Annotated in this window: 24 protein-coding genes; 16 read left to right on the top strand and 8 right to left on the bottom strand. The window is 48.0% G+C overall.

Features of this window, described 5'->3' with window-relative positions; all coding sequences use genetic code 11:
* Positions 1-8: 8 nt before the first annotated feature.
* The 10 genes from ABY436_RS08805 (at position 9) to ABY436_RS08760 (ending at position 8945) form a co-directional block, all read left to right on the top strand.
* Positions 9-1535: a tripartite tricarboxylate transporter permease gene (locus ABY436_RS08805; protein WP_372738605.1), complete on the top strand. Its 1527-nt coding sequence runs from the start codon at positions 9-11 to the stop codon at positions 1533-1535.
* A 67-nt stretch (positions 1536-1602) separates the two neighbouring features.
* The gene (locus tag ABY436_RS08800; RefSeq protein ID WP_372738604.1) at positions 1603-2628 is read left to right on the top strand and encodes an AbrB family transcriptional regulator; all 1026 of its coding nucleotides are present in this window, start codon (positions 1603-1605) and stop codon (positions 2626-2628) included.
* 210 nt (positions 2629-2838) lie between these two features.
* Positions 2839-3141, top strand: coding sequence for an urease subunit gamma (gene ureA / locus ABY436_RS08795; protein ID WP_372738603.1), 303 nt, complete (start codon positions 2839-2841; stop codon positions 3139-3141).
* Between the two features lie 99 nt (positions 3142-3240).
* Entirely contained in the window at positions 3241-3546 is a 306-nt protein-coding gene (locus ABY436_RS08790) for an urease subunit beta (protein WP_090723888.1), read from the top strand.
* A 37-nt stretch (positions 3547-3583) separates the two neighbouring features.
* On the top strand, positions 3584-5287 hold the full coding sequence (ureC, locus tag ABY436_RS08785; protein ID WP_372738602.1) for an urease subunit alpha: 1704 nt from the start codon (positions 3584-3586) through the stop codon (positions 5285-5287).
* Between the two features lie 8 nt (positions 5288-5295).
* The gene (ureE, locus tag ABY436_RS08780) at positions 5296-5751 is read left to right on the top strand and encodes an urease accessory protein UreE (protein WP_372738601.1); all 456 of its coding nucleotides are present in this window, start codon (positions 5296-5298) and stop codon (positions 5749-5751) included.
* A gap of 19 nt (positions 5752-5770) precedes the next feature.
* Positions 5771-5989: a hypothetical protein gene (locus tag ABY436_RS08775; protein WP_372738600.1), complete on the top strand. Its 219-nt coding sequence runs from the start codon at positions 5771-5773 to the stop codon at positions 5987-5989.
* A 7-nt stretch (positions 5990-5996) separates the two neighbouring features.
* On the top strand, positions 5997-6662 hold the full coding sequence (locus ABY436_RS08770) for an urease accessory protein UreF (protein WP_372738599.1): 666 nt from the start codon (positions 5997-5999) through the stop codon (positions 6660-6662).
* 34 nt (positions 6663-6696) lie between these two features.
* On the top strand, positions 6697-7317 hold the full coding sequence (gene ureG / locus ABY436_RS08765) for an urease accessory protein UreG (protein WP_372738598.1): 621 nt from the start codon (positions 6697-6699) through the stop codon (positions 7315-7317).
* 140 nt (positions 7318-7457) lie between these two features.
* Positions 7458-8945: a helicase HerA-like domain-containing protein gene (locus ABY436_RS08760; protein ID WP_372738597.1), complete on the top strand. Its 1488-nt coding sequence runs from the start codon at positions 7458-7460 to the stop codon at positions 8943-8945.
* A 97-nt stretch (positions 8946-9042) separates the two neighbouring features.
* Here the strand turns inward: ABY436_RS08760 and ABY436_RS08755 are convergent, their stop codons facing one another.
* From ABY436_RS08755 to modA, 5 genes are all read right to left on the bottom strand, one after another.
* The gene (locus ABY436_RS08755) at positions 9043-10041 is read right to left on the bottom strand and encodes an MBL fold metallo-hydrolase (RefSeq protein ID WP_372738596.1); all 999 of its coding nucleotides are present in this window, start codon (positions 10039-10041) and stop codon (positions 9043-9045) included.
* 156 nt (positions 10042-10197) lie between these two features.
* Positions 10198-11313 carry a DUF3524 domain-containing protein gene (locus tag ABY436_RS08750; protein ID WP_372738595.1) on the bottom strand — a complete coding sequence of 372 codons (1116 nt, stop codon included), beginning with the start codon at positions 11311-11313 and terminating at the stop codon, positions 10198-10200.
* A complete protein-coding gene (gene modC, locus ABY436_RS08745; RefSeq protein WP_372738594.1) occupies positions 11285-12457 on the bottom strand; it encodes a molybdenum ABC transporter ATP-binding protein in 1173 nt (390 codons plus the stop codon). The genes ABY436_RS08750 and modC overlap by 29 nt, the downstream gene beginning before the upstream one ends.
* Positions 12454-13122, bottom strand: coding sequence for a molybdate ABC transporter permease subunit (gene modB / locus ABY436_RS08740; RefSeq protein WP_372738593.1), 669 nt, complete (start codon positions 13120-13122; stop codon positions 12454-12456). The genes modC and modB overlap by 4 nt, the downstream gene beginning before the upstream one ends.
* An 11-nt stretch (positions 13123-13133) precedes the next feature.
* Positions 13134-13865 carry a molybdate ABC transporter substrate-binding protein gene (modA, locus tag ABY436_RS08735; RefSeq protein WP_372738592.1) on the bottom strand — a complete coding sequence of 244 codons (732 nt, stop codon included), beginning with the start codon at positions 13863-13865 and terminating at the stop codon, positions 13134-13136.
* A gap of 255 nt (positions 13866-14120) precedes the next feature.
* Here modA and ABY436_RS08730 point away from each other — a divergent pair, with 255 nt between their 5' ends.
* From ABY436_RS08730 to ABY436_RS08720, 3 genes are all read left to right on the top strand, one after another.
* Complete coding sequence (locus ABY436_RS08730; protein ID WP_372738591.1) at positions 14121-14426, top strand: hypothetical protein; 306 nt, start codon at positions 14121-14123, stop codon at positions 14424-14426.
* Positions 14427-14646: 220 nt separating this feature from the next.
* Positions 14647-14952 (top strand): hypothetical protein, encoded by a 306-nt coding sequence (locus tag ABY436_RS08725; protein WP_372738590.1) that lies wholly within the window; start codon positions 14647-14649, stop codon positions 14950-14952.
* Positions 14953-15330: 378 nt separating this feature from the next.
* Positions 15331-15636, top strand: a complete 306-nt coding sequence (locus tag ABY436_RS08720; protein WP_372738589.1) for a hypothetical protein — start codon at positions 15331-15333, stop codon at positions 15634-15636.
* A gap of 76 nt (positions 15637-15712) precedes the next feature.
* Here the strand turns inward: ABY436_RS08720 and ABY436_RS08715 are convergent, their stop codons facing one another.
* From ABY436_RS08715 to ABY436_RS08705, 3 genes are all read right to left on the bottom strand, one after another.
* A complete protein-coding gene (locus ABY436_RS08715) occupies positions 15713-17926 on the bottom strand; it encodes a diguanylate cyclase (protein ID WP_372738588.1) in 2214 nt (737 codons plus the stop codon).
* Positions 17927-18019: 93 nt separating this feature from the next.
* Positions 18020-18619: a glutathione S-transferase family protein gene (locus ABY436_RS08710; RefSeq protein ID WP_372738587.1), complete on the bottom strand. Its 600-nt coding sequence runs from the start codon at positions 18617-18619 to the stop codon at positions 18020-18022.
* An 89-nt stretch (positions 18620-18708) separates the two neighbouring features.
* Positions 18709-19452, bottom strand: coding sequence for a DUF1223 domain-containing protein (locus ABY436_RS08705; protein ID WP_372738586.1), 744 nt, complete (start codon positions 19450-19452; stop codon positions 18709-18711).
* A gap of 286 nt (positions 19453-19738) precedes the next feature.
* Between ABY436_RS08705 and ABY436_RS08700 the strand changes: the two genes are divergently transcribed.
* From ABY436_RS08700 to ABY436_RS08690, 3 genes are all read left to right on the top strand, one after another.
* Complete coding sequence (locus ABY436_RS08700) at positions 19739-20863, top strand: peptidase M42 (RefSeq protein WP_372738585.1); 1125 nt, start codon at positions 19739-19741, stop codon at positions 20861-20863.
* A 14-nt stretch (positions 20864-20877) separates the two neighbouring features.
* On the top strand, positions 20878-22350 hold the full coding sequence (locus tag ABY436_RS08695) for a RimK family protein (RefSeq protein WP_372738584.1): 1473 nt from the start codon (positions 20878-20880) through the stop codon (positions 22348-22350).
* Positions 22350-22661, top strand: a 312-nt coding sequence (locus ABY436_RS08690; protein ID WP_372738583.1) for an MgtC/SapB family protein, incomplete at its 3' end; no start/stop codon positions are given. The genes ABY436_RS08695 and ABY436_RS08690, both read left to right, overlap by 1 nt.

Raw genomic sequence — 22661 nt, 5'->3', positions numbered from 1 at the left:
GTTAACCCATGGATGTTTTTAGTCATCTGGCAAGCGGATTTGCTGTTGCCTTGCTCCCGCTTAACCTTTTTCTGGTTTTGTTGGGGTGTTTTTTCGGAACCTTGATTGGTTCTTTACCGGGCATTGGTCCGATTAATGGTGTTGCGATTTTATTACCGCTGGCCTATGCCTTGGGATTACCGCCCGAGTCGGCGTTAATTCTATTGGCCGGTGTGTATTACGGCGCTGAGTATGGCGGCCGTATTTCAAGTATTTTGCTGAACGTGCCGGGTGATGCTGGTGCGATTATGACAACACTGGATGGTTATCCATTGTCGCGTAAAGGCGAGGGTGGTCGTGCATTAGCGCTGTCTGCTGTTAGCTCGTTTGTTGGTAGCATCGGTGCATTGTTGCTGATGGTGTTTACAGCACCGCTGTTGAGTCAGTTTGCGATTAAGTTCGGGCCATCAGAGTATGTATGGCTGATGATCTTTGCCTTTACTTGTCTGGCAACGATGGTGGGTTCGCGTCCGATTAAAACATTGGTTGGTGTAGTCATTGGTCTGTTGTTGGCGACCGTAGGCGTCGATTCAGGTACCGGTGTACTGCGCTTTACCATGGGGATTCCAAACTTTTTCGACGGTGTTGATTTCCTTGTTGTTGTTATCGGAATGTTTGCGATCAGTGAGGTTTTTGTGCTGCTGGAGTCTTGGGCACGCAATGACCTGAAGATTACACCTATTGGTAAAAGCTTTGTCAGTATGGCTGATCTTTTACATGTTAAATGGGTGGTGTTACGCTCGACCCTTATAGGCTTCCTGATTGGTGTTTTACCGGGAACCGGTGCTTCTATTGCCAGTGCGGTCGCCTATGGTACTGAGAAACGCTTTGCTGAAGGTCATAACGAACATTTTGGTGAAGGTGATATTCGTGGACTGGCAGCCCCGGAGGCAGCCAATAATGCATCGGCTGCCGGTGCAATGGTTCCTATGCTGACACTGGGTATTCCGGGCAGTGGTACAACGGCCATTTTGCTGGGTGCGTTGATGATGTTCAATATCACACCAGGCCCGCTGTTGTTCGAACAGCGTCCTGATATTGCCTGGGGTCTGATTGCTTCGATGTTTGTTGGTAACGTGGCGCTATTGGTGATGAACTTGCCGATGATCGGGATGTTTGTTCGCTTATTGTCTATCCGTCAGGCGTACCTGGTCCCTGTGATCGTGATGCTTACCTTTATTGGTATTTACTCCATTCATGGTGACAGTTTTGATCTGTACTTTATGGTTTTCTTAGGTGTTATTGGCTTTCTGTTACGTAAGCTTCACTTCTCTCTTGCGCCGGTTATTCTTGGCTTGGTGTTAGGAAAAGTGTTAGAAGAAAACCTGCGTCGTGCGCTGTCTATCAGTGGCGGTGACTGGGCCATCTTGTTAAATGGTCCTATAACATATGGTTTGGCTGTTGCCACGGTGCTTGCAGTATTTGCTCCGCTGATTATGAGTTCTCTGAAAAGACGTAAGTTGTTGGCAGACAGGGCTGAAGTGGAAGAAGATTGATGTTGTTTTCTGGTTAGTCGGGTTTATTTGGGGTGGCCTTGGTCACCCCTTTTTTTGGATTTTTATCATGTGGCTGATGATTCGTACGTTAGTGATCGGCGTGTTTGGCGCGGTGATTGCCTATTGGCTCGGTTTGCCATCAGCGTGGTTGATTGGTGCGCTGATCGCCGTGGTTGTGTCCGCTGTTGGTGGTATTCGGGTAGCAATGCCTACGGCCACCTCATCTATCGTTAGTTTGTTTTTAGGTATATCGGTGGCCCTCAATATCGAAATAGATCTGGTTGATCAATTGATCCACTGGGGCCGCTCTGCTGTATTGATGTGCTTTATGATGGCCGCTCTGCTTTATGTGATGTATCGCTACTATGCGCGACTACCCGGATGGCGCAAGGATGATGCGTTGTTTTGTGCGGTACCGGGAAATCTGGCAATAATGCTGTCAATGGCCGCAGAAAAAAACGCCAATGTACGCCGCATCTCGTTAGTTCATAGTGTTCGCTTATTATTTTTGGTGTTTTTGGTCCCCTTGTTTTTGCCGGTGGCCGAGCGTGATGTGTCGTTGCATGGGTTTTATATTGAACACCCTGAACAGATGGTGGCTACCGTCTTGCTGGCTATCGGATTGGGGTGGTTGCTGCAAAAAGTACGGGTACCCGCTGCCATGCTGGTGGGCGGTATTCTTGCAACGCTGATCCTCAAGTTGGGGTTTGGCTGGCACTGGCGTTTTCCTGACATGATGATGCTCTCGTTACTTGTGTTTCTTGGCTGTGCTATTGGGTCCCGATTTAATGGGTTGGTTTTGAATGACGTGATACCCGAACTGAAAGCGGCGACGGGTGGATTGTTTATCACCTTGCTTATTTCTGGTGGCTTTGCTGCCGCGTTACATTTCTTTCTTGATATTCCCTGGACACAGGCAATGTTGGCTTATGCACCTGGCGGTATGGAGGTCATGATTGCGATTGCTATGAATCAGGATGTTGATGCCTTGTTCGTAGCAACACATCAGATGTTCAGAATGCTAATGATGAGCATGATTATCCCCCTGCTTATGTTGTTAATTAAACAACGTGACGTCTCTAAAATAATCTAGTTATTCCGTGCTCTATTTTTGTGCATCTGCTTTTTTTAATGAAGCAGATGCTTCGATATGGTGCATCATAGGCGTTTGGAACATTTTTAATTCGCTTTGTATTTGCCGCTAGCCACCTCAATTCTGCACTTTTTTCCTTCTGGTACATAACTTGCTTTTTTCTTGTGCATTGATGTTTTGCACGGGGCAATTCAGGAGGGGGTTCCGCTTATGGAATTAACACCGCGTGAGAAAGATAAGTTGCTGTTGTTTACCGCTGGGTTGTTGGCCGAGCGGCGTAAGGCTCGTGGTCTTAAGCTTAATTATCCTGAGGCTGTTGCTTTTATCAGTGCGGCGATTCTTGAGGGTGCGCGTGATGGCCGAACCGTAGCCGAGCTGATGGATTATGGACGTACGTTGTTGTCGCTGGACGATGTGATGGAGGGTATTGCTGAGCTGATTCCTGAGGTGCAGGTGGAGGCGACGTTTCCTGATGGCACCAAATTGGTGACGGTTCACGATCCGATTGTTTAAAGGTCAGTGGCCAGGTTTAAGGGCTTAAGTGTAAAGGCGGCGACATAAGTTTTTAGGTTTAAGCGTTTAGCGTTTTGAGTAAATGCACAGGAGATTCCTATGATTCCAGGTGAGCTGATAACCCAAGCGGGCGATATCGAAATAAATGCCGGCCGGGAGGTCTGTGTAGTGCGCGTCGCTAACACGGGTGACCGCCCGATCCAGATAGGGTCGCACTATCACTTTTTTGAAGCGAATAACGCACTGAGTTTTGAGCGTGAACAAACGCGTGGTTTTCGTCTGAATATTCCGGCGGGTACGGCAGTGCGATTTGAACCGGGCCAGGCGCGTACTGTCGAGCTGGTCGCTTATGCGGGTTCGCGCATTGTTTACGGTTTTCAGGGCAAAGTGATGGGGCCGCTGTGATGTATGCATACCAACGATTAGCAGCGAGGAGCAACTGATGGCGACTATTTCACGACGTGCTTATGCCGAAATGTTTGGCCCGACAACGGGTGATCGGGTACGCCTGGCAGATACTGAATTATGGCTGCAGGTTGAAAAGGATCTGACCACTTACGGTGATGAAGTAAAGTTTGGTGGCGGTAAGGTTATCCGTGATGGTCAGGGGCAGGGCCAGCGCTGCAGCGCCGAGACGGTTGATCTGGTGATTACCAATGCGGTGATCGTCGACCATTGGGGCATTATAAAGGCAGATATCGGTGTAAAGAATGGCCGTATTGCGGCGATCGGTAAAGCCGGTAACCCGGATGTGCAGCCTGATGTGGATATAGTGATTGGTCCGGGTACTGAGGTGCTGGCCGCTGAAGGCTCGATCATTACGGCGGGTGGTGTGGATGCGCATATTCATTTTATCTGTCCGCAGCAGATTGATGATGCGCTGATGTCGGGCGTAACCACTATGCTCGGCGGCGGGACAGGTCCGGCGACCGGCACCAATGCGACGACTTGTACACCGGGGCCGTGGAATATCCATCGGATGTTGCAGGCTGTGGATAATTTGCCGATGAATATTGGCTTTTTAGGCAAGGGTAATAGTAGCCAGCCTGAAGCGTTGCGAGAGCAGGTTGAGGCCGGCGCGATGGGGCTTAAGCTGCATGAAGACTGGGGCACGACGCCTGCCTCTATCGATTGCTGTTTGTCGGTGGCCGATGAGATGGATGTGCAGGTAGCGATCCATACCGACACGCTGAATGAGTCGGGATTCCTTGAAGATACGCTGGCGGCGATGGATGGCCGTGTCATCCATACTTATCACACTGAAGGTGCGGGCGGCGGTCATGCGCCGGATATTATTAAGGCGGCAGGGTTTCCTAATGTGCTGCCATCGTCAACTAACCCAACCCGTCCATATACGGTGAATACCGTTGATGAGCATTTGGATATGCTGATGGTGTGCCATCATCTTGATCCGAGTATTGCTGAAGATGTGGCCTTTGCTGAATCGCGTATCCGCCGTGAAACGATTGCGGCTGAGGATATTCTGCATGATCTGGGTGCGTTCTCTATGATCGCCTCTGATTCGCAAGCAATGGGGCGGGTCGGTGAGGTGATTATTCGTACCTGGCAAACGGCGCATAAGATGAAATTGCAGCGTGGCAGTCTGGATTCAGATCCGGCTGAACATGATAACGGCCGGATTAAACGTTATATCGCAAAGTACACGATTAATCCGGCGATAACGCATGGTATTGCGCATGAAATAGGCTCGGTTGAGGTGGGCAAACTCGCTGATTTAGTCTTGTGGAAACCGGCTTTTTTTGGTGTTAAGCCCAGTGCTATTCTCAAAGGTGGCATGATTGCCGCGGCTCCGATGGGTGATCCGAACGCGTCTATTCCTACGCCTCAGCCTGTGCATTATCGGCCTATGTTTGGCTCGATGGGCGCGGCGTGCCATGCGACATCGATGTTGTTTTTGTCGCAGGCAGCGATTGCCAATGGTGTGCCCGCAACGTTGGGCTTACAAAGTCTGATTGGTGAAGTGAAAGGCTGCCGGACATTGCAAAAATCCGACATGATTCATAATAGCTACCAGCCGGATATCAGTGTGGACTCGCAAACCTACGAGGTGAAAGCCGATGGTGTATTGCTGACGTGCGAACCTGCTACTGAGCTGCCAATGGCGCAGCGATATTTTCTTTTTTAGGGGGCGCGATGTTACACCTGACAAAATTGTTAAAGGTGGTGAAACCTGTTTATACCACGCTTAGCCTGCCGATCGATAAACGTATCAAAAGTCGTTTACGTGTGACGCTGGATGACGGCCGTGAAGCGGGCTTGTTCTTGCCGCGAGGTCTTATTCTGCGCGATGGCGACCAGATTGAAAGTGATGAGGGTGTCGTCGTTCAGATTTGTGCGGCAGATGAGTGCGTATCGACGGTGCTATGTGACGATGCCGTGTTGCTGGCCCGGGTGGCTTACCATTTAGGTAATCGCCATGTGTCTTTACAGGTCGGTGCCGGCTTTGTGCGTTATCAACATGATCACGTACTGGACGATATGGTGCGTGGTTTGGGCGGCAATGTGCTGGTGGAAGAAGCGCCTTTCGAGCCAGAAGCCGGCGCCTATCACAACAGTACTCATGGCGGGCATCATGCGCATGAGCATTAATGATTTAACGGAGAATAAAATGAAAGCACGTTTATCAACAATAGCAGTATTGGCACCCTTTAGTTCGTTGGCTATGGCGCACAACGAGGAAACGGCCAGCAGTGTCGTGGCAACGTTGGCACACCAGTTGGCGTCGCCTGATCACCTGCTGGTACTTGCCGGCGCATTGGGATTAGCGTCGGCGGCCGTAATTTACGCTCCTTCGTTGTATCGCCGTATTCGTAAGGATAAACGATAAGACAATTATGTTAGCTGATCTTCGTCTTTATCAATTGATTAGCCCGGGGTTGCCTGTCGGCGCGTTTACTTACTCGCAAGGTCTGGAGTGGGCGGTTGAGGCGCGCTGGGTCACATCCGAGACTGAGCTGGAAGCATGGATTACCGGCATGCTGCTGAACAGCATGGCAACACTCGAACTGCCTGTGTTGTTGCGCTTGCGAAACGCATTTTTGCAGCAGGATGCAGAGCAGGTCAGCCATTGGTGTGATTATCTTCTGGCGTGCCGCGAAACGTCGGAATTGCGCAAAGAGGAGCGGCAACGAGGCCAGGCTCTGGCCGTTTTGTTACCTCATTTAGAGGTGATGGTCGCGCCTGAGTATGAAGCGTCGGTCAGATCTACTCAGGTGGCCGGTTTTGCGGTAGCGGCGCAGCATTTCGATATAGCCGCCGAGGCCGCGTGTGTCGGTTATCTGTGGAGCTGGCTGGATAATGCGGTGATGGCGGGCGTGAAGTTGATTCCTCTGGGACAGACGTCCGGGCAAAAACTGTTACTGCGTATCAGTGAACAGCTGCCTGGCGTGTTAGCCAAAGCCATAGCGATTGAAGATGATCAGGTAGGCAGTTCAACACCGGCACAGGCGATTGCCAGTAGCCGCCACGAAACACAATATTCACGGTTATTCCGCTCCTGAAAACGGGAGTCATTTATAAAACCAGGAGTTAACGATGAGCGAATACAAGTCCCCTTTACGTATTGGGGTGGGTGGCCCGGTTGGATCGGGTAAAACAGCTCTGCTGGAAGTCCTCTGCAAAGCTATGCGGGATCAGTACAATATTGCGGTTGTGACTAACGATATCTATACACAGGAAGATGCAAAAATACTGACGCAGGCGGGAGCATTGGCTCCTGACCGGATTATTGGCGTTGAAACGGGTGGTTGCCCGCATACGGCGATCCGTGAAGATGCGTCAATGAATCTGGCGGCGGTGGAAGAGCTGGCAAAGCGCCATAAAACACTGGATGTGGTGTTTATTGAGAGTGGCGGTGACAATCTCAGCGCGACTTTTAGCCCTGAGCTGGCTGATCTGACCATTTATGTTATTGATGTGGCCGAAGGGGAAAAAATCCCGCGTAAGGGCGGGCCGGGTATTACCCGATCAGATCTGCTGATTATCAATAAAATCGATCTGGCACCTTATGTGGGAGCCGACCTGAATGTGATGGATCAGGATACTAAACGTATGCGCCCTCATTCACCGTATGTATTTTCTAATCTGAAAACCGGTGAAGGTTTACCGGAAATTATCCGTTTTGTGATTGAGCAGGGAATGTTAGAGGCCGCGTGAGGGGCTAATCCGCCAGTGAAATAGAGTTAAGGCGCTATAAACTTGTACTGTGTTGAGATATAACTATGTATATGATTGCGAGTAATATTTACGAGTAATCTGATAGTTGATATCAACAAAAGACAGAGGGTAGCAAGGAAATGGATACGGGTATTCTGATCGGTGGCTGTGATAGCGGAAAAGTATTTTTAAATCCTCGCTATGCCAACCGCCACGGCTTGATTGCCGGTGCAACCGGTACAGGTAAAACAGTGACGTTGCAGTGCCTTGCTGAAGGTTTTTCTGACATGGGCGTGCCCGTGTTTATGGCTGATGTGAAAGGCGACCTGTCGGGCTTATGTCAGAAGGGTAATCCTCATCCAAAAGTGGATGAGCGCGTTGACAAAATTCAGATTGAAAACTTTGTTCAACGTGGTTATCCGGTTGCCTTTTGGGATGTCTTTGGTGAGCAGGGCACGCCCGTGCGCTCAACTATTTCTGAGATGGGGCCGCAGTTGCTGTCTCGTCTGCTGGATTTGAATGAAACGCAGGAGAGTATCCTGACGTTGATTTTTGAGTTTGCTGATAATGAAGGCTTGCTGCTGGTCGACCTGAAAGATTTGCGGACGACATTGGAGTTTATCGGCTCTCATGGCAAGGAGATCAGCTCCAGTCTGACGGTGTCGCGTGCCTCGGTGAATGCGATCCTGCGTCGTTTATTAATGCTGGAGCGTGAAGGTGGCGATCAGTTCTTTGGTGAGCCTGCCCTGGTGCTTGATGATCTGATCCAGTTAGATCGTGATGGGCGCGGCATGATCAATGTGCTGGCCTCCGATAAACTGGTGCTTAGCCCTCGTGTGTATTCAACCTTCTTGCTGTGGTTGTTATCCGAGCTGTTTGAAAACCTGCCGGAAGTCGGCGATGCCGATAAGCCTAAAATGGTGTTCTTTTTTGATGAAGCGCATCTGTTGTTTAACAACGCCTCTACAGTGCTGATCGAAAAGGTAGAGCAGGTTGTCCGTCTGATTCGCTCTAAAGGTGTGGGTGTTTACTTTGTCACACAGAGCCCGGGAGACCTTCCGGAGAATGTGTTGGGCCAGTTGGGTAACCGTGTACAGCATGCACTGCGCGCCTTTACGCCAAAAGATCAGAAGTCTGTTCGCGTCGCGGCGCAAACCTTCCGCCCCAACCCTGATTTAGACACCGCTGAGGTGATTACTAACATGGGGGTGGGTGAAGCGCTGGTATCAGTGTTACTCAAGGATGGTATCCCTAGTGTGGTTGAGCGTACGCTGGTACGGCCGCCAAGTTCTCGCATGGGGCCTGCAACAGTGCATGAGCGCCAGGTAGTGATTGATAGTAGTGCGATGCATCGCCGTTATGCCGTCGCTTACGATCCCCGTTCAGCACATGAAGTATTGCTGGAGCGTACGCAAGCACGTTTACAGGCCACTGAAGATGAGGAAGCGCGTATCGCCAAAGAGAAGGCCGATGCAAAAAATAACAGAAGTAGCCGATCTTCAGGTGGCAACCGTCAGTCGGTGACAGAAGCACTGCTCAAAAGTGTGGTCCGCAGTATCGGTAGCAGCGTAGGCCGCAGTGTTGGCAAAAGTTTATTGCGCGGTATTTTAGGTTCGTTAATGAAGTAGCGTGGCGTGTAAGATCACCTGCTTAACAGTTAAGCAGGTGATCTGGTATTGAATCAAATCCCCTTTATGCGAATTCCCTTTTACTCAAACTCCCTTATTACTCAAATTCCATGGCCTCAAAAACGCGACCTGCATTTTTGGATGCCAGTTCTTCGAATGTTTCCAGATGCGCATAGGGGCTTTGGTCGATCTGGTAAGCATCCGCAAGGGTGCCGCCTTCCTCAATCAGGATAGCGACTTTGCCGCGTATATATTCCAGATAACCGCGTGTCCACTCATCAACCGTGGCAAAATCGGTCGGGCCACCATGCCCCGGAACAATGATTTTATCTTTGGCGAATTTACTAAAGGTGCTGTTCCAGGTTTCCAGCCAGGCAGCCGTATCGGTGTCGGGGAAGATAGGTAACAGGCGCACATGAAAGGCAATGTCACCGGCAATTATTACATTGCGCTGTGGTATATAAACGGAGATATCCCCCGGCGAATGTGCCTCACCAAAGTGGATCAGTTCAGCGCTGATACCGCCAAGATCAAGCGTCAGGTTAGCGTCGAATGTTTGGTCGATCGGGACGATTTGCGTTCCTTTTGCGCGTTCCTTTAAAATCGGTTGCAGGTTGGAGAGGCCAGCAGGGCCATGTGATTCAATCTCGTCTGCGGCATCTACATGCGCAATCAGTGTAGCGCCTTGCTCTTTCCAGTAGTTATTACCCAGTGATGCGTGTGACTGGCCATTCTCATCGACCACATATTTCACCGGTTTGTCGGTGAGCTGTTTGATCTCATCATGCAAAGCTTTGGCGAGCAGATAGGATGCGCTGCCGTTGACAACCAACACCGCGTTGTCACCGATGACAAAGGAAAGATTATTATTGTGCCCCGCATTTTCGTAGCTGTAGTACTGTGTTTGCCCAATGGCTGACCAGACATTATCTGCCACCTTGACGGGCTTGTCGTAGAGAAGGGACTCAGGGTAGCGATCAGGCACGATCACTTCAGCGCTAGCAGAGAATGCACTGTTGGCAGTAGGCAGCAGGATAAGAGTCAGGCTAAGCGCCAGGCTAATAATCAGGCCACGCGGTTTGAAAATCTGCAACATAGTGAAAGCCTTTAATCATTATTATTTAACGGATCTTACATTAGTCTTGTCTAATAATTGTGTTAAATGAAGTAAAAGGCAATAGCTATAAGGTGGCAGTGCTACTTATTCGTCGTTAAAGCGGGCGATGCTGGTATTCATCAGTGGCTGAGTCGTTTACTGAATCGGCCGTCGCAGCAGTTGTTGTATCAATTGTAAATAACGCGGCTTTACATGTTGCCAACTCAGCGTATCAACCCGGGGAGCGCGGGGCAGGGCATTGTTTGCCTTGGCTGTCGCGAGTTGTTTTAGCATACACACCAGTGCATGGGTTTCGTCTGCTGTGTTAGCCGGCTGAGAGGCCGCGCTGTAACGATATTGGCTGTCGAATAGGTCTGCATAGGCGAGCCGGTCAGGTATCACGGGAATGGCCCCAGCAGCAACGCCTTCCAGCACAGCAATGCCTTGGAAGTCATGTAATGCCGTGGATAAAACCACATCCGCCGACTGTAACAGTTGGCGATAATCCCCGACCGATTCTATATAGCCCCAGCGACCAATGATGGACGGAAATTGCGCGTATATCTTGTCGAAAGCGGGCGGTATTTTGCGAAACTGCTGGCCGACAATGTGACACTGAATATCTATTTTTTCAGCATGAAGAGTGGCGAGTGCCTGATAAAGTAACTCAGGGCCTTTATCAAATTCCCAGCGATGGTTCCACACAACTTGTAGCGCGCCTGGCTGTTGTTGATGAGGGAGGTAGCAGCTGTCATGCAGTGGAACAGGTAGTACGCTGGAGTGCTCTTTTAGCCGCTCTATTAACCCGGCAGGTACGTGATCGGGTAGTTTTTTCAGTAAAGCGCTCGCGCCTTGTAAAAAAGTATCGCGGTTGTAGTGGGTATTAAAGGCGATATGGTCGGCGGCCAGCGCCGAGTAGATGTTGAGAATTTTTGGTTCTATGCTTTTGAATTCGTTGCCTGATTCGGGGTAGGCGAATTGGTTCTCATGAAAATACAGTAGCGTCGGAATCTGGCCGAGTGCTGGCACAAAACCGCGCAGGCTGGACAGATCGGTCATCGAGGTGGCGATAATCAGATCATAAGGTTGGTGTAACAGTGCAGCTGATTCTCCAAAAGCCCAGCTGAGGCTGTTGCCGCGAAGTCGCCATGAAAAGTAACGCGCCGGCAACGTCAGAACCGTCCACTGGTGTTCAGGGAAGTGTGTTACCAGTCCTTGATGCCAATACTGATGGCTGTCAGCATCATAGGCCGAGAGGAGCAGGATGCGCATGGCTGTTTAACCTTTTGACTAAAGAAACCCCTTTGATCTGGGCAAACAGCTGTTCGCCGCAATGTAAGGCCAACTGGTCTTTTGAGCGGCGAGTGATGCGTGCGAGTATCTGGCTGTTTTCGCCCAATTGTAAACGGATATTACATTGCGCCTTATCCGCCGGGCTTATCTCCAAAATGGTGACAGGTAGTATGTTAACGATGGTGCTGTCGGTGGCGGCTGTTCGGCTCAGGCTGATATGGCTGGCACTGAGGTGTATGCGCTTTTGCGCCCCGGGTAAGCCTATGTTGCCAGGTACGGTGAGTGTGCCGCCATCAACGGCAAACGCTGTCAGATCATATTCTTCATCATAGTGATCTACCACCGCGTCGATCAGCGAGCCCGCATTGGTGAAGTGTGCCAGTGGCGCTGACAGATCCAGCAGCATCTCCTTTATCGGGCCTTGGGCGGTTACTTTTCCCTTTTCTAGCAGCACAATATGATCTGCCAGACTTTCCACCTCAGAGATCGCGTGCGTTACATAGATGATCGGAATAGATAAACGTGCATGTAACTGCTCAAGATAGGGAATGATCTCTGCTTTGGTGGCGTAGTCTAATGCCGACAGTGGCTCATCCATGAGTAATATTTCCGGATTAGACAGCAGTGCCCGCCCAATGGCTACCCGCTGTTTTTCTCCGCCGGAGAGCTTGTCCGGCATACGGTGTAACAGGTGAGATATGCCGAGTAACTGGCTTACTTCATCCAACGAAAGCGGGCTCTTGTTGTCGTTATGCTGAGGGCTCTGGTTACTGTGCTGCGGAGGGCTCTTATGCCGACTCGGAAGATAAGCGCGGCGTTGTCCGAATAACAGGTTTCGGCTGACATTCAGGTGAGGAAACAGGCTCGGCTCCTGAAAAACATAGCCGACCCGTCGCTGGTGGGCGGGTAGGTAGATCCCTTCTGCCTGCCAGCTATTATTGTTAATGCGCAGGTGCGCATGTTTTGCCGGGTGTAAGCCGGCAATGCATCTTAACAGCGTGGTTTTTCCACAGCCTGACGGACCAAATAATATAGTCACACCGCTTGCAGGAATGTTGATATCGACATCCAGCGTGAAATGCTCAAGCGGCGTCCGGAAGCGAATCTGTATGGCTTTATTCATAGCTCGCGTCCTTTTCGGCCATTGCGCTCAAGCAGTGTCATTGCCAGAATCACAATAAAGGAAAAACACAGCATTCCACCGGCGATCAAATGCGCCTGTGCCCACTCCAGCGATTCTACATAATCGTAGATAGCGATGGATAATACCTTGGTTTCTCCGGGGATATTGCCGCCAATCATCAGAACAACACCAAACTCTCCCAGGGTGTGAACAAATGTCATGATGCTGCCGGTCAGCAGGCCGTGTCGTGATAAAGGCAGAACGACACTGAAGAAAGTATCCAGGGGTGATGCGCGCAAAGTAGCGGCCACTTCGAGTGGCCGTGTGCCGATGGACTCAAATGTATTGCGTAACGGCTGCACCATAAAGGGCAGCGAGAAGATAACAGAACCGATCACAAGGCCACCGAAGGTAAATGTCAGCGGGCCACCAAAAAGTGAGGAGAGTAATTGCCCTAAAGGGCTGTCCGGGCCTAGCGTGATTAACAGATAGAAGCCTAATACTGTTGGCGGAAGCACCAGCGGCATACTCACCAGCGTTGCGATAATATCTTTGAACAGGCCACGCGATCGTGCCAGCCACCACGCCAGTGGCGTACCTAACAATAGCAAAATAATCGTTGTCAGGCTGGCGAGTTTCAATGTCAGTAGAATGGCATCAAGCATGCGTTATGTGATCACTCGGTGGTGTAACCATAGTTTTGAATAACCGATCTTGCCTGATCGCTACGCAAGAATCGATAAAAAGCATGCGCCGCTTGATTTTCGTTGCCATGGATCAGTAATAGAGCACCCTGATGGAGGGGAGAATACAGCGACTGGGGTACGTTCCATGTGTAACCGCGTTGGTCTAATACGATTTGTGCACTCGCAACAAAAGCGGCGTTTGCATTACCACTGGCAGCGAACTGATACGTTTGCGCAATGTTGTCACCGGTCACCACTGTTCCGGCGTATTCAAAGGGCAAACTATCTAATACTTGCCGGGCGGCTGTGCCGTAAGGGGCGGTCTTTGGATTGGCGATCGCCAGTCGTTTTATCGCCGGACTCCTGAGGGCATCAAGACCGGTGGATACATCAGCAAGATCGCGGCTCCATAATACCAACTGCCCCGTGGCGTAAATAAAGGGTTCGCTATCAGCAAAGCCTTCTTTAAATAAGCGCTGTGGGCGTTCCATGTCTGCTGCCAGAAGCAGATCGAACGGGGCTGCGTGGCGTATCTGTATATATAACTTACCTGTGGACCCTGAGCTTACTTGTACATTGTGGCCTGATGTCTGGTTGAACAGGTTTGCCAGTGCTTGCGCTGTAGAGGTGAAGTTAGAGGCTACCGCGATGCGTGCCGTGTCAGCAACCACAGCACCTGAAAAAGAAATGAGTAGTATTAATAGGGCTGCAGGAGCTTTCATGAACTGGCCTTCTTAGCTGGACGTTTTAATATAATCGCTTAAGAAAAAAAATTCAGCACTCTCTCCGCTCAGACTGGTTTTCAGGAAGGTTATTTGGATGCTGGTCCCCATTAGAATGTCATTAATCTATGCGATATTTTAAGTATATAAATATTTGTTGCAGTGCAACAAAGTTGTTGACACCCTGCCAGATATCAGTAGAATGATCATCATTGTGCAGTGCACCATAACTAATTAACTACTTGGGGATACACCATGACTAACAACATCGATATGCAGAAACCACTAGAAGCTGTTAAAACTCTGATGGCTCTTCAGACGGCTACAATCAGCCAGTCTGTTGAACTGCAGAAAAAAGCAGGCGAAGATTTAGCTTCTTTCTTCAAAACTGAAGTAGAAAAAGCTAAAGAACTGAAAACTCCGGAAGACGTTGTTAAATTCAACGTTGCTGCTAACACTGCATTGTTCGAAATGCTGAAAGCACAGGGCGAAGCTTTTACTGCTTTTGCTACTTCAGCTAGCAAAAATGCAATGGAAGAAGTCCAGAAAATGGGTAAGTAATTACCGAACTTTTGAAAAACCCGGCTGATGCCGGGTTTTTTTTGTTTGTAATTTAAGGCGGCTAGTCATTTTTCCGTCATAAATTTATGCGATATTCTACGTATGAAAAATATTTGTGCGGCGCAGTTGGAAAGGCTTGACTCGCGGCCAAATAAGCATAGAATTACCTGTATTGTGCAGCGCACCATAACTAATTGATTATCCAACTCGGAGATTTGCTATGACTAACAACATCGATATGCAGAAACCACTAGAAGCCGTTAAAACTCTGATGACTCTTCAGGCTGAAGCTATCAACAAGTCTGTTGAACTGCAGAAAAAAGCAGGCGAAGATTTGGCTACTTTCTTCAAAACTGAAGTAGAAAAAGCTAAAGAACTGAAAACTCCGGAAGACGTTGTTAAATTCAACGTTGCTGCTAACACTGCATTGTTCGAAATGCTGAAAGCACAGGGCGAAGCTTTTACGGCTCTGGCTACTTCTTCTAGCAAAACTGCTATGGAAGAGATCCAGAAATTAGCTAAGTAATTAGCGACTTTCTAAATAAACCCGGCTGGTGCCGGGTTTTTTTTCGTCCAGAATTTATGCTCATATTTTAAAGACTGGCGTGCTTGTGCTTGTTCCCTTTTATGTTTTTGTTGTAGTGTCGTTTAACTAAAGCGGACGGTATTTCTTGCCGATCCTGACCAGCGATATATAACACCTTTGTTGTTTCAGGGGCATTGCCTCCCCGCATTAATACAGCGCTAAACTCCCCGGCAGCGTCATCATGGTATGCGATATTTGATCCGTAAAAAATATTTGTTGCAGCGCAACAAAAAAACTATTGACTCGGCGTCAGATATGGATAGAATAGTCATCATTGTGCAGTGCACCATAACTAATTTACCAACTTGGAGATATACCATGACTAACAACATCGATATGCAGAAACCATTAGAAGCTGTTAAAACTCTGATGACTCTTCAGGCGGCTACAATCAACCAGTCTGTTGAACTGCAGAAAAAAGCAGGCGAAGAATTGGCTTCTTTCTTCAAAACTGAAGTAGAAAAAGCTAAAGAACTGAAAACTCCGGAAGACGTTGTTAAATTCAACGTTGCTGCTAACACTGCATTGTTCGAAATGCTGAAGACTCAGGGCGAAGCGTTTACTGCTCTGGCTACTTCTTCTAGCAAAAATGCAATGGAAGAGATCCAGAAATTAGCTAAGTAATTAGCGACCTTCTAAATAAACCCGGCTGATGCCGGGTTTTTTTTCGTTCTGAATTTGTGCTTAACTTTCACTTTCGTCATACAGTTTCCGTTGTTTCTATTTTACTAGTGCTGACGGTATTTCTTCCTGAGTTCTTTGCAACATAAAGCGCATCATCCAGCCGCTTAAGCAGGGAATGATAGTTCTCATTCGCGTTGAATTCGGCGACACCTGCACTCAATGTGATTTTCCGACCTTCTATAAAGTGATGTTGCTCGATATGTATGCGGATTTTTTCAGCGAGTTTTATTGCGCCGTCCAGTGTTGTTTTTGGGCAGACCAGTAGGAACTCTTCGCCTCCCCAGCGTCCTAGAATATCCGTGTCACGGATCGAATGGCTCATTTCCTGAGTGACTTGAATCAGCACATCATCACCCACTTGGTGCCCGTATTTATCATTAATTTTTTTAAAATAATCCAGGTCAAATAACACGGCGCTAAAGGGTTCCTGGTAACGTTGTGATGCCGCTATCACCCTTAGTGTTTCCTGATCTAATAAATACCTGTTGGGTAATTGAGTCAGTTGGTCTGTGCTCGCTTGTTTGGCAAGTTTTTGATTAAGGTCTTCTAATTTGGTGTTGTATTTGGCGATGACGCGATAACGGTAAATGACTAGGAATACGAGTACGCCTAAGATCGTAATGATGATTGAGATGACCTTGTAATCGATAGGTTCGTCATATTTGATCCCAATCCAGCGATGTCGTATTTGTTGTATCTCTTCATTGGAGATGTTTTGAATCGCCTTATTCAATAAGGGAGGCCACTGAGGCCAGTCTTTGCGGACGCCGATGGCAAGATTCAAGTCCATAGGGAGTGTGCTGGAGATCTTGATGTTGATGTAATGCTCTTTATTGACATAGTGTGCGATGACTTCAAGCGAGTCTATATAGCCAAAGATCTTTTGTTCACTGAGCAGTGCCAACCCCGCCTGAATTGAGCTGACGTCGATAATATTAAGATTTGGGTATTGGTTCTTTATCAGTACTTTTATCCCGCTATTTTTCATGATACCGATTGGCTTGTTGCCAACACTTGTCAGGTCGGGTAAGAAAAATTGATCCAGTCGTGTTGCCAGTACAATCGGCGATGTAAACACGGGCTGGGTAAATGTTAAAAATTCTTCGCGTTGCCTGGTCGGTGTTATCGTTGTAATGAAGTCACATTTTTTGTGCTTTATGAGATCCACGGATTCGCGCCACGCGGATGTCGGTGTGAGTATGAACTTTGTATCTAAACGCTCTGCTATCAGCGACATGATATCGGCTGTCACGCCTTGGTAATTCCCATCTGAGTTGATGCTACTGAAAGGCAGCCAGTTGGGAGCAACACAAAGCCGTAAGGGGGCATTGTTGACAATGAGTTGCTCATTATTACTGAGTGTCAGTGCCTTATTTTCTTTTATTGTGTCTGCTTGTGATTGATCACTGAACCAGTAAGTCTGGATGCGTAGCTTTTCGTGCGTAGTGAGTAAGGATAACCCTTTGTTCAGAATCGACACGGCTTCGGGCCAGTCTTTCCTTATACCGAACACCAGGTCCAACTGCTGCGGCAGATGAAAGGCCGCCTGCAAGTAGGGCATACCCAGCTTGTTAGCCAAATAGAGTGTCGCTGCATTGCCAAAGGTAGCGTCTACTTCTCCGGTTGATAGTGCAGAGAGGAGCTCCTCTAAGGTGTCCATATAAAGAATGGTGGAGTGTTTAAATTGCTTCGCTAATTCGACATCGGACTGATTGGCTTTTTGGATAGCCAGCGTTTTTCCTTTCAGATCGTCAAAATTTTTGATGGATAGCGGGTTGCCTCTGGATACAAAGAGGGATGTTTGCAGCGTTAAATAAGGATTGGTAAAAGTAAGATATGAGGTGCGCTCAGGAATGATTGCACTCGTGCTTAGCCCGTCAATATCATGAGCTTTGGCTTTGGTCTGCATATCGATCCAGTCACCGACGACCAGCGAAAAATTAGCACCTGTGAGTTGATTTATTCTTTGCAATATATCGGCATCATAACCTGAGATACTGCCATCTGGATTAGCCGTCACAAGGGGTTGCCAAGACAGGTCAGAGCCGAGTGTAATGACCGGATGGTTTTGTAAGAAGGATTCCTCCTGCGGCGTTAATGTAACTGTTGTTAAGCTTGCTTTCGTGTCATCCGCAAAACTATTTACGGACAACACGAAAAGATGGCAGGTTAGCCATAAAAATAATAAGACTCTTTTGCTTATGTGTAGTGCGCCAGAATTCTGAGTCATCCATGTACTTCTTTTGTTATATCCTATGAACTAACTGTAGCTTATTATCGATACATTTTTATATCCTCATCACATTAAGACTAAAAATCACACTTAGCTCTTAATGTTGCGAGGATTGCTTGCTTCAACACCGGCCTCATTTACTCTGGCACCATGAAAGCTGCTCAGATGTGGAAATGGAGCTAAATTGAGCAGATCCCTGAAGTTCACCCAATCGAGCAAGCAGAAGAGGCAGATAGCGGGATAATCCCACCCTGAGATCTCTCCATTTTCGACCGAATCTTCTAAAAGCTGCATGGTTCTTTCAATACGTTCTTTCTGCAGGTTAATAATCAGCGAATCGGCGTTGGTATCTATATTTGAGCGAGTCGACAGTAATAAAATGACGAAAGAGTCATTGGCTGCATCGATGAGTGTTAACAGGTTCTCCTGATTCCAGCTCAGAGGCACATTTCTCTGTTTCTCATTCAGGTAACGATGAATAAGGCGGGAGTCATAGATTTTCTGCTCTTGGTCAACAAGTACAGGAATTTTCATGGCAGGGGTGTATGACGCAAGTTCAGCGCGGCCCTCGGGGGAATAGATGTTGAGGTTAATGAAATCATAATCCTGCCCCTCAAGGAGCTCCCGGGACTCAAGGAATAGACGGATACGGCGGACATAAGGGGACATACCTGAGCCAATAAGTTTCATGCTCTCTCCAGTTGAAGAATCCAGTGATAGGACTGCTACGTTAAGGTGTAAGGTTTAGTTATAACGTAAAAATGCCACTTCTGGAATGATCATTCAAGCCATCCGCCAGTCGCCTGAAGGGGCTGAGGACTATTTTCTGACGTTAACCAGACCACCATCGCCTTTTGCGTTGACAGATCTGAATCGGGAAGTGAAAAGAGCCACTCAGGCGTTTGATTGACGGTTTGCAACTCTTGATAGGCGACAAAATCGTGTTGTAGTGTTTTGCCACTGTTTTCGCCGGCCGTGATATGTGATGTCTGGTTGAATGATAACAGGACCAGGTGAGCCGTAATGGGATCACTATCGGGACTATTGGAGTCGCCCTGATAGCTCACCGTGACCTGTTGGTTATCATTTACTTCAACCTTCAGCTTACCCCCTTGCCTTGATGGCGGTGCAGGGAGTGCCTGTCCAAGAAAAAAGCCTTTCCACTCTTTACCGTCGACTACCCATCCTGGTGTATAGATGCTCTCAATCGCGCCTGATTTTTTTAGCGCATATTGCCTCTCTTTAAACTGAGGTTGTGCATACGGATCTTTCCAGCCAATGTAGTCCCAATAATCAACATGAAAAGCCACCGGTAAACGCTCTGTCCAGAGTTTCGGATCATTAAGCAGTGCTCGTAAGTGCCGGTCAGCAGGGGGGCAGCTTGAGCAGCCTTCGGATGTATATAATTGGATTAGCTGTGGGACAGATCCTGATTGTTCAAAGAGTTGTGTGGCGGTTGCTGCGAGGGGTGATAACCCGCCAACCATAAAGAAAAATCCAGCAAAAACAGAAGGATGAGTCATAGTGTCTTCTCAAGGCTCTATCTTGAAGTTTAGCCAACAAGGCTAAGCAGTTTTTTTATATGGTTCTAAGACAGATGAAAACCCATAGAGTTCAGCAGGGAATTTGGTAGGGCGTTTGGTAGGGCGTTTGGTAGGGAGTCCAGCAGGACCCGGGCTTAACAATAAAAATTTATTGTCATTAAATTATAAGCGTGCTATCTAGCTGTTTTTACCCCTGTGGTTGGGGTGCCCAGACTATCTGTGTGATATGGTGAGCATCGTTTAGCCATTCCTATGGACGGATTTTATGCCTTTAGACACATCTGATTTATTTGCCGAAGTGGTCACCAATAATTTGGCTTCGCAGGAGCTTCCCGATGCTTATGTCAGTTTATTATCTTCATTAATTCGCAGCCCCAGTGTTGTTGGGTCTGAGCACTCTTTTTTTCGTGTACTGCAGCGTGAGCTGGAAGAGCGTGGTGCTCACGTGACCTGGTATGAAGGGGTGTTAGTGGCACAGGGAAACCAACCCGATAGCGTTATGTTTTCGGCGCATGTAGATCGTCATGGTTTGATCTGTACCGGCCCTAACGAGTTTCAGTATGCGGCATTTGTTTCGGGTGCTCGTTCAGATCTGCTGGGTAACTCTGTCAGCGAACAGTTAATGAATAAAATTGTTAACCGCTTCGAAGCTGAATCTGTATATGCTTACGAGCCATGGTCCGGGGCGTATCGTGGCCGTGGACTTATTCGCAACGCTTATATTTGTGAATATCGCAATAACTTGATTTTCGAGCTTGATGGGCTTGAGCATCTGGTGGCAGGTACGCCGGTTGCCTTTTCCGATAAATTACGCATCGAAAACAATGCATTAGTCGGGCAGTTAGATAATGTTTTAACAGCGGCAGCACTCGTTTATATGTTCGAATTAGGCTTTCAGGGTACGGCTTTTTTCACGGCTCAGGAGGAGGCGGGTAAAAGTTGGCGTTATCTGCTGGAATGGTTCCGCCGGTTTGGTGGCACCACTAACCAGTTAATCGTTGTTGATACCAGTCCTTACCCGGATCTTGAAGCCGCCCAGCGTCAACATTTGGTTTTACGTAACAAAGATGCGAATGCGACATTCAATACTGAATTGACTAAGCAGCTCGTCACTTTATGCCAGCAAGAAAATATCAGCATTCAAATGAAAGATGAGTATGTCGACAAACAGAATGTTGTGCGTGCAGCCAATGGAGAGTCACCGGTCTCTTTGGGCTCTACAGAGCTGGGTCGAATTATTTCTGCTTCAGGTGGTTTAGTCGATGGCACGACGCTGCAAATACCCAGCTCGGGTTATCATACACTATCCGAATCAGCGCCAATTGCTTCTGTCAGGGGATTTTTACAGATCCTGTCAGCACTGGCGGAATTGAAATCTCCTAACAATTAAGCGAGCTACATAGCATGTATAAAACCATCGTGGTCGTGGATACGGATGAGCTGATCTTTGAAAATGATCAGCTCAGTGTGATTACATTTGAACAATATCTGGCGGATTATCCGAAGCGAAATGAGCCAAAAACACGGCTGATTAATCTCTGCGATACCGAACACTATCTGAGCCGGGGATATTACTGTTCTTTGCTGGCGGAAGCACGCCAGCATAAGGTGTTGCCCAGTGTCAGTACGATTAATGATCTGCGCGATTTGTCGAATGATACATCAGCCGGAATACAGCTGGCCTTGCCGGTTGAGCTACTTCACACCGAGTCGCTTAATGCTGAATCAGACGAGCAGTCAGTTGAGTTTATGGTGTTCATGGGGTGGGTTGCTGAGGAGCCATGGAAAAAACTGGCCAAGCAGATGTTTGATAAATATCCGGCCCCTATCCTGCATTTTAGTCTGTGTAAGGATGCCAATGGCGTGCTGGTTCAGGTAAAACGACGCTCATTTATTCATCTGAGCAAATCTGACCAGGCACTGTTTTTACAACGCTTGCAGGTATTTACCGAACGCGTCTGGCGCACGCCGCCTGCCCGTAAAAAGCAGCGTTGGGATATGGCGATATTGGTTAATCCTGCAGAAGCGCAGCCGCCTAGTGATAAAGATGCTATCAAGCTCTTCATTAAAGCAGCCGCTAAAGTGGGTATTCATGCCGAGACGATTACCGCCGATCAAGCTGGACAGATTTCACAATATGATGCGTTGTTTATTCGTGAAACAACGGCGATAGATCACCATACTTATCGGATTGCACGCAAAGCGGAACGTGAAGGGCTGGTGGTTATTGATGATTCCACTTCTATTTTACGCTGCTGTAACAAGGTGTTTTTACATGACGCCTTCAGCTATAACGGTGTACCTGCACCAAAAACACATGTGGTGATTGGTGCTTCAGTACAAGATCTGGATAATATCGAATCTAGCTTTAGCTATCCGATTGTCCTGAAAATGCCGGAAGGTTCTTTCTCTAAAGGTGTTTATAAAGTTAAGACCCGGGATGAACTCAAGCAAAAGCTTCAGGATCTTTTAGTAGATACCGCCTTAGTTCTGGTTCAAGAGTATCTGTATACCGATTATGACTGGCGCATCGGCGTATTGAATGGGCGGGCAATTTACGCTTGTCGTTATCATATGGTCCGCGATCATTGGCAGATCTATAGTCATGGTAAAGAAACAGAATCCGGTGGTTTTGAAACACTGCCTACTTTTGAAGTACCTAAAAGTGTTTTAGATGCGGCGTTAAAGGCCTGTGCCATGATTGGACGTGGATTGTATGGCGTTGATATCAAACATAAAGAAAATCAGGTGTATGTGATCGAAGTAAATGATAATCCGAGTATCGACCACGAAGTCGAAGATCTTTATCTTGGCAATGAACTTTACATGTTGATTATGCAGGAGTTTGTTAGCCGTTTGGAGAACCGAGGCCGTTAATGCTACTGAGTGACGACTTTTTTTCTATCGCCCCATATGATTGGTTGGCGATAGCGACGGCTGTTTTCTGTGGTTTTATGATTGGCCTGGAACGACAGTTAAGAGGTAAGCCGGTAGGAATTCGAACCTCTTCGTTGATAATACTGGGTACTTACGTATTCCTTGCCACAGCTTTTCAGCTGCATGGTGATGCTATCGATCCTTCGAGGGTTATCGGGCAGGTCATTACCGGTATTGGCTTTTTAGGGGCGGGAGTGATGCTGGCAAAAGATGGTGCCGTCGTCGGTGTGACGTCGGCTGCTACTATTTGG

Source organism: Neptunomonas sp. (assembly GCF_041601355.1).
GTDB lineage: Bacteria > Pseudomonadota > Gammaproteobacteria > Pseudomonadales > Balneatricaceae > Neptunomonas.
The sequence above is the reverse complement of the archived record's forward strand: the minus strand, read 5'-3'. Positions and strand labels throughout refer to the sequence as shown.

What these genes read in the sequence shown, in the direction of transcription:
- ABY436_RS08720 (WP_372738589.1), top strand. Translation starts at nt 15,331, where the DNA reads ATGACTAACAACATCGATATGCAGAAACCATTAGAAGCTGTTAAAACT.
- ABY436_RS08790 (WP_090723888.1), top strand. Translation starts at nt 3,241, where the DNA reads ATGATTCCAGGTGAGCTGATAACCCAAGCGGGCGATATCGAAATAAAT.
- ABY436_RS08730 (WP_372738591.1), top strand. Translation starts at nt 14,121, where the DNA reads ATGACTAACAACATCGATATGCAGAAACCACTAGAAGCTGTTAAAACT.
- ureE (WP_372738601.1), top strand. Translation starts at nt 5,296, where the DNA reads ATGTTACACCTGACAAAATTGTTAAAGGTGGTGAAACCTGTTTATACC.
- ureA (WP_372738603.1), top strand. Translation starts at nt 2,839, where the DNA reads ATGGAATTAACACCGCGTGAGAAAGATAAGTTGCTGTTGTTTACCGCT.
- ABY436_RS08695 (WP_372738584.1), top strand. Translation starts at nt 20,878, where the DNA reads ATGTATAAAACCATCGTGGTCGTGGATACGGATGAGCTGATCTTTGAA.
- ABY436_RS08700 (WP_372738585.1), top strand. Translation starts at nt 19,739, where the DNA reads ATGCCTTTAGACACATCTGATTTATTTGCCGAAGTGGTCACCAATAAT.
- ABY436_RS08710 (WP_372738587.1), bottom strand. Translation starts at nt 18,619, where the DNA reads ATGAAACTTATTGGCTCAGGTATGTCCCCTTATGTCCGCCGTATCCGT.
- ureG (WP_372738598.1), top strand. Translation starts at nt 6,697, where the DNA reads ATGAGCGAATACAAGTCCCCTTTACGTATTGGGGTGGGTGGCCCGGTT.
- ABY436_RS08770 (WP_372738599.1), top strand. Translation starts at nt 5,997, where the DNA reads ATGTTAGCTGATCTTCGTCTTTATCAATTGATTAGCCCGGGGTTGCCT.
- ABY436_RS08705 (WP_372738586.1), bottom strand. Translation starts at nt 19,452, where the DNA reads ATGACTCATCCTTCTGTTTTTGCTGGATTTTTCTTTATGGTTGGCGGG.
- ABY436_RS08800 (WP_372738604.1), top strand. Translation starts at nt 1,603, where the DNA reads ATGTGGCTGATGATTCGTACGTTAGTGATCGGCGTGTTTGGCGCGGTG.
- ureC (WP_372738602.1), top strand. Translation starts at nt 3,584, where the DNA reads ATGGCGACTATTTCACGACGTGCTTATGCCGAAATGTTTGGCCCGACA.
- ABY436_RS08715 (WP_372738588.1), bottom strand. Translation starts at nt 17,926, where the DNA reads ATGACTCAGAATTCTGGCGCACTACACATAAGCAAAAGAGTCTTATTA.
- ABY436_RS08755 (WP_372738596.1), bottom strand. Translation starts at nt 10,041, where the DNA reads ATGTTGCAGATTTTCAAACCGCGTGGCCTGATTATTAGCCTGGCGCTT.
- ABY436_RS08805 (WP_372738605.1), top strand. Translation starts at nt 9, where the DNA reads ATGGATGTTTTTAGTCATCTGGCAAGCGGATTTGCTGTTGCCTTGCTC.
- ABY436_RS08725 (WP_372738590.1), top strand. Translation starts at nt 14,647, where the DNA reads ATGACTAACAACATCGATATGCAGAAACCACTAGAAGCCGTTAAAACT.
- modB (WP_372738593.1), bottom strand. Translation starts at nt 13,122, where the DNA reads ATGCTTGATGCCATTCTACTGACATTGAAACTCGCCAGCCTGACAACG.
- ABY436_RS08775 (WP_372738600.1), top strand. Translation starts at nt 5,771, where the DNA reads ATGAAAGCACGTTTATCAACAATAGCAGTATTGGCACCCTTTAGTTCG.
- modC (WP_372738594.1), bottom strand. Translation starts at nt 12,457, where the DNA reads ATGAATAAAGCCATACAGATTCGCTTCCGGACGCCGCTTGAGCATTTC.
- ABY436_RS08750 (WP_372738595.1), bottom strand. Translation starts at nt 11,313, where the DNA reads ATGCGCATCCTGCTCCTCTCGGCCTATGATGCTGACAGCCATCAGTAT.
- modA (WP_372738592.1), bottom strand. Translation starts at nt 13,865, where the DNA reads ATGAAAGCTCCTGCAGCCCTATTAATACTACTCATTTCTTTTTCAGGT.
- ABY436_RS08760 (WP_372738597.1), top strand. Translation starts at nt 7,458, where the DNA reads ATGGATACGGGTATTCTGATCGGTGGCTGTGATAGCGGAAAAGTATTT.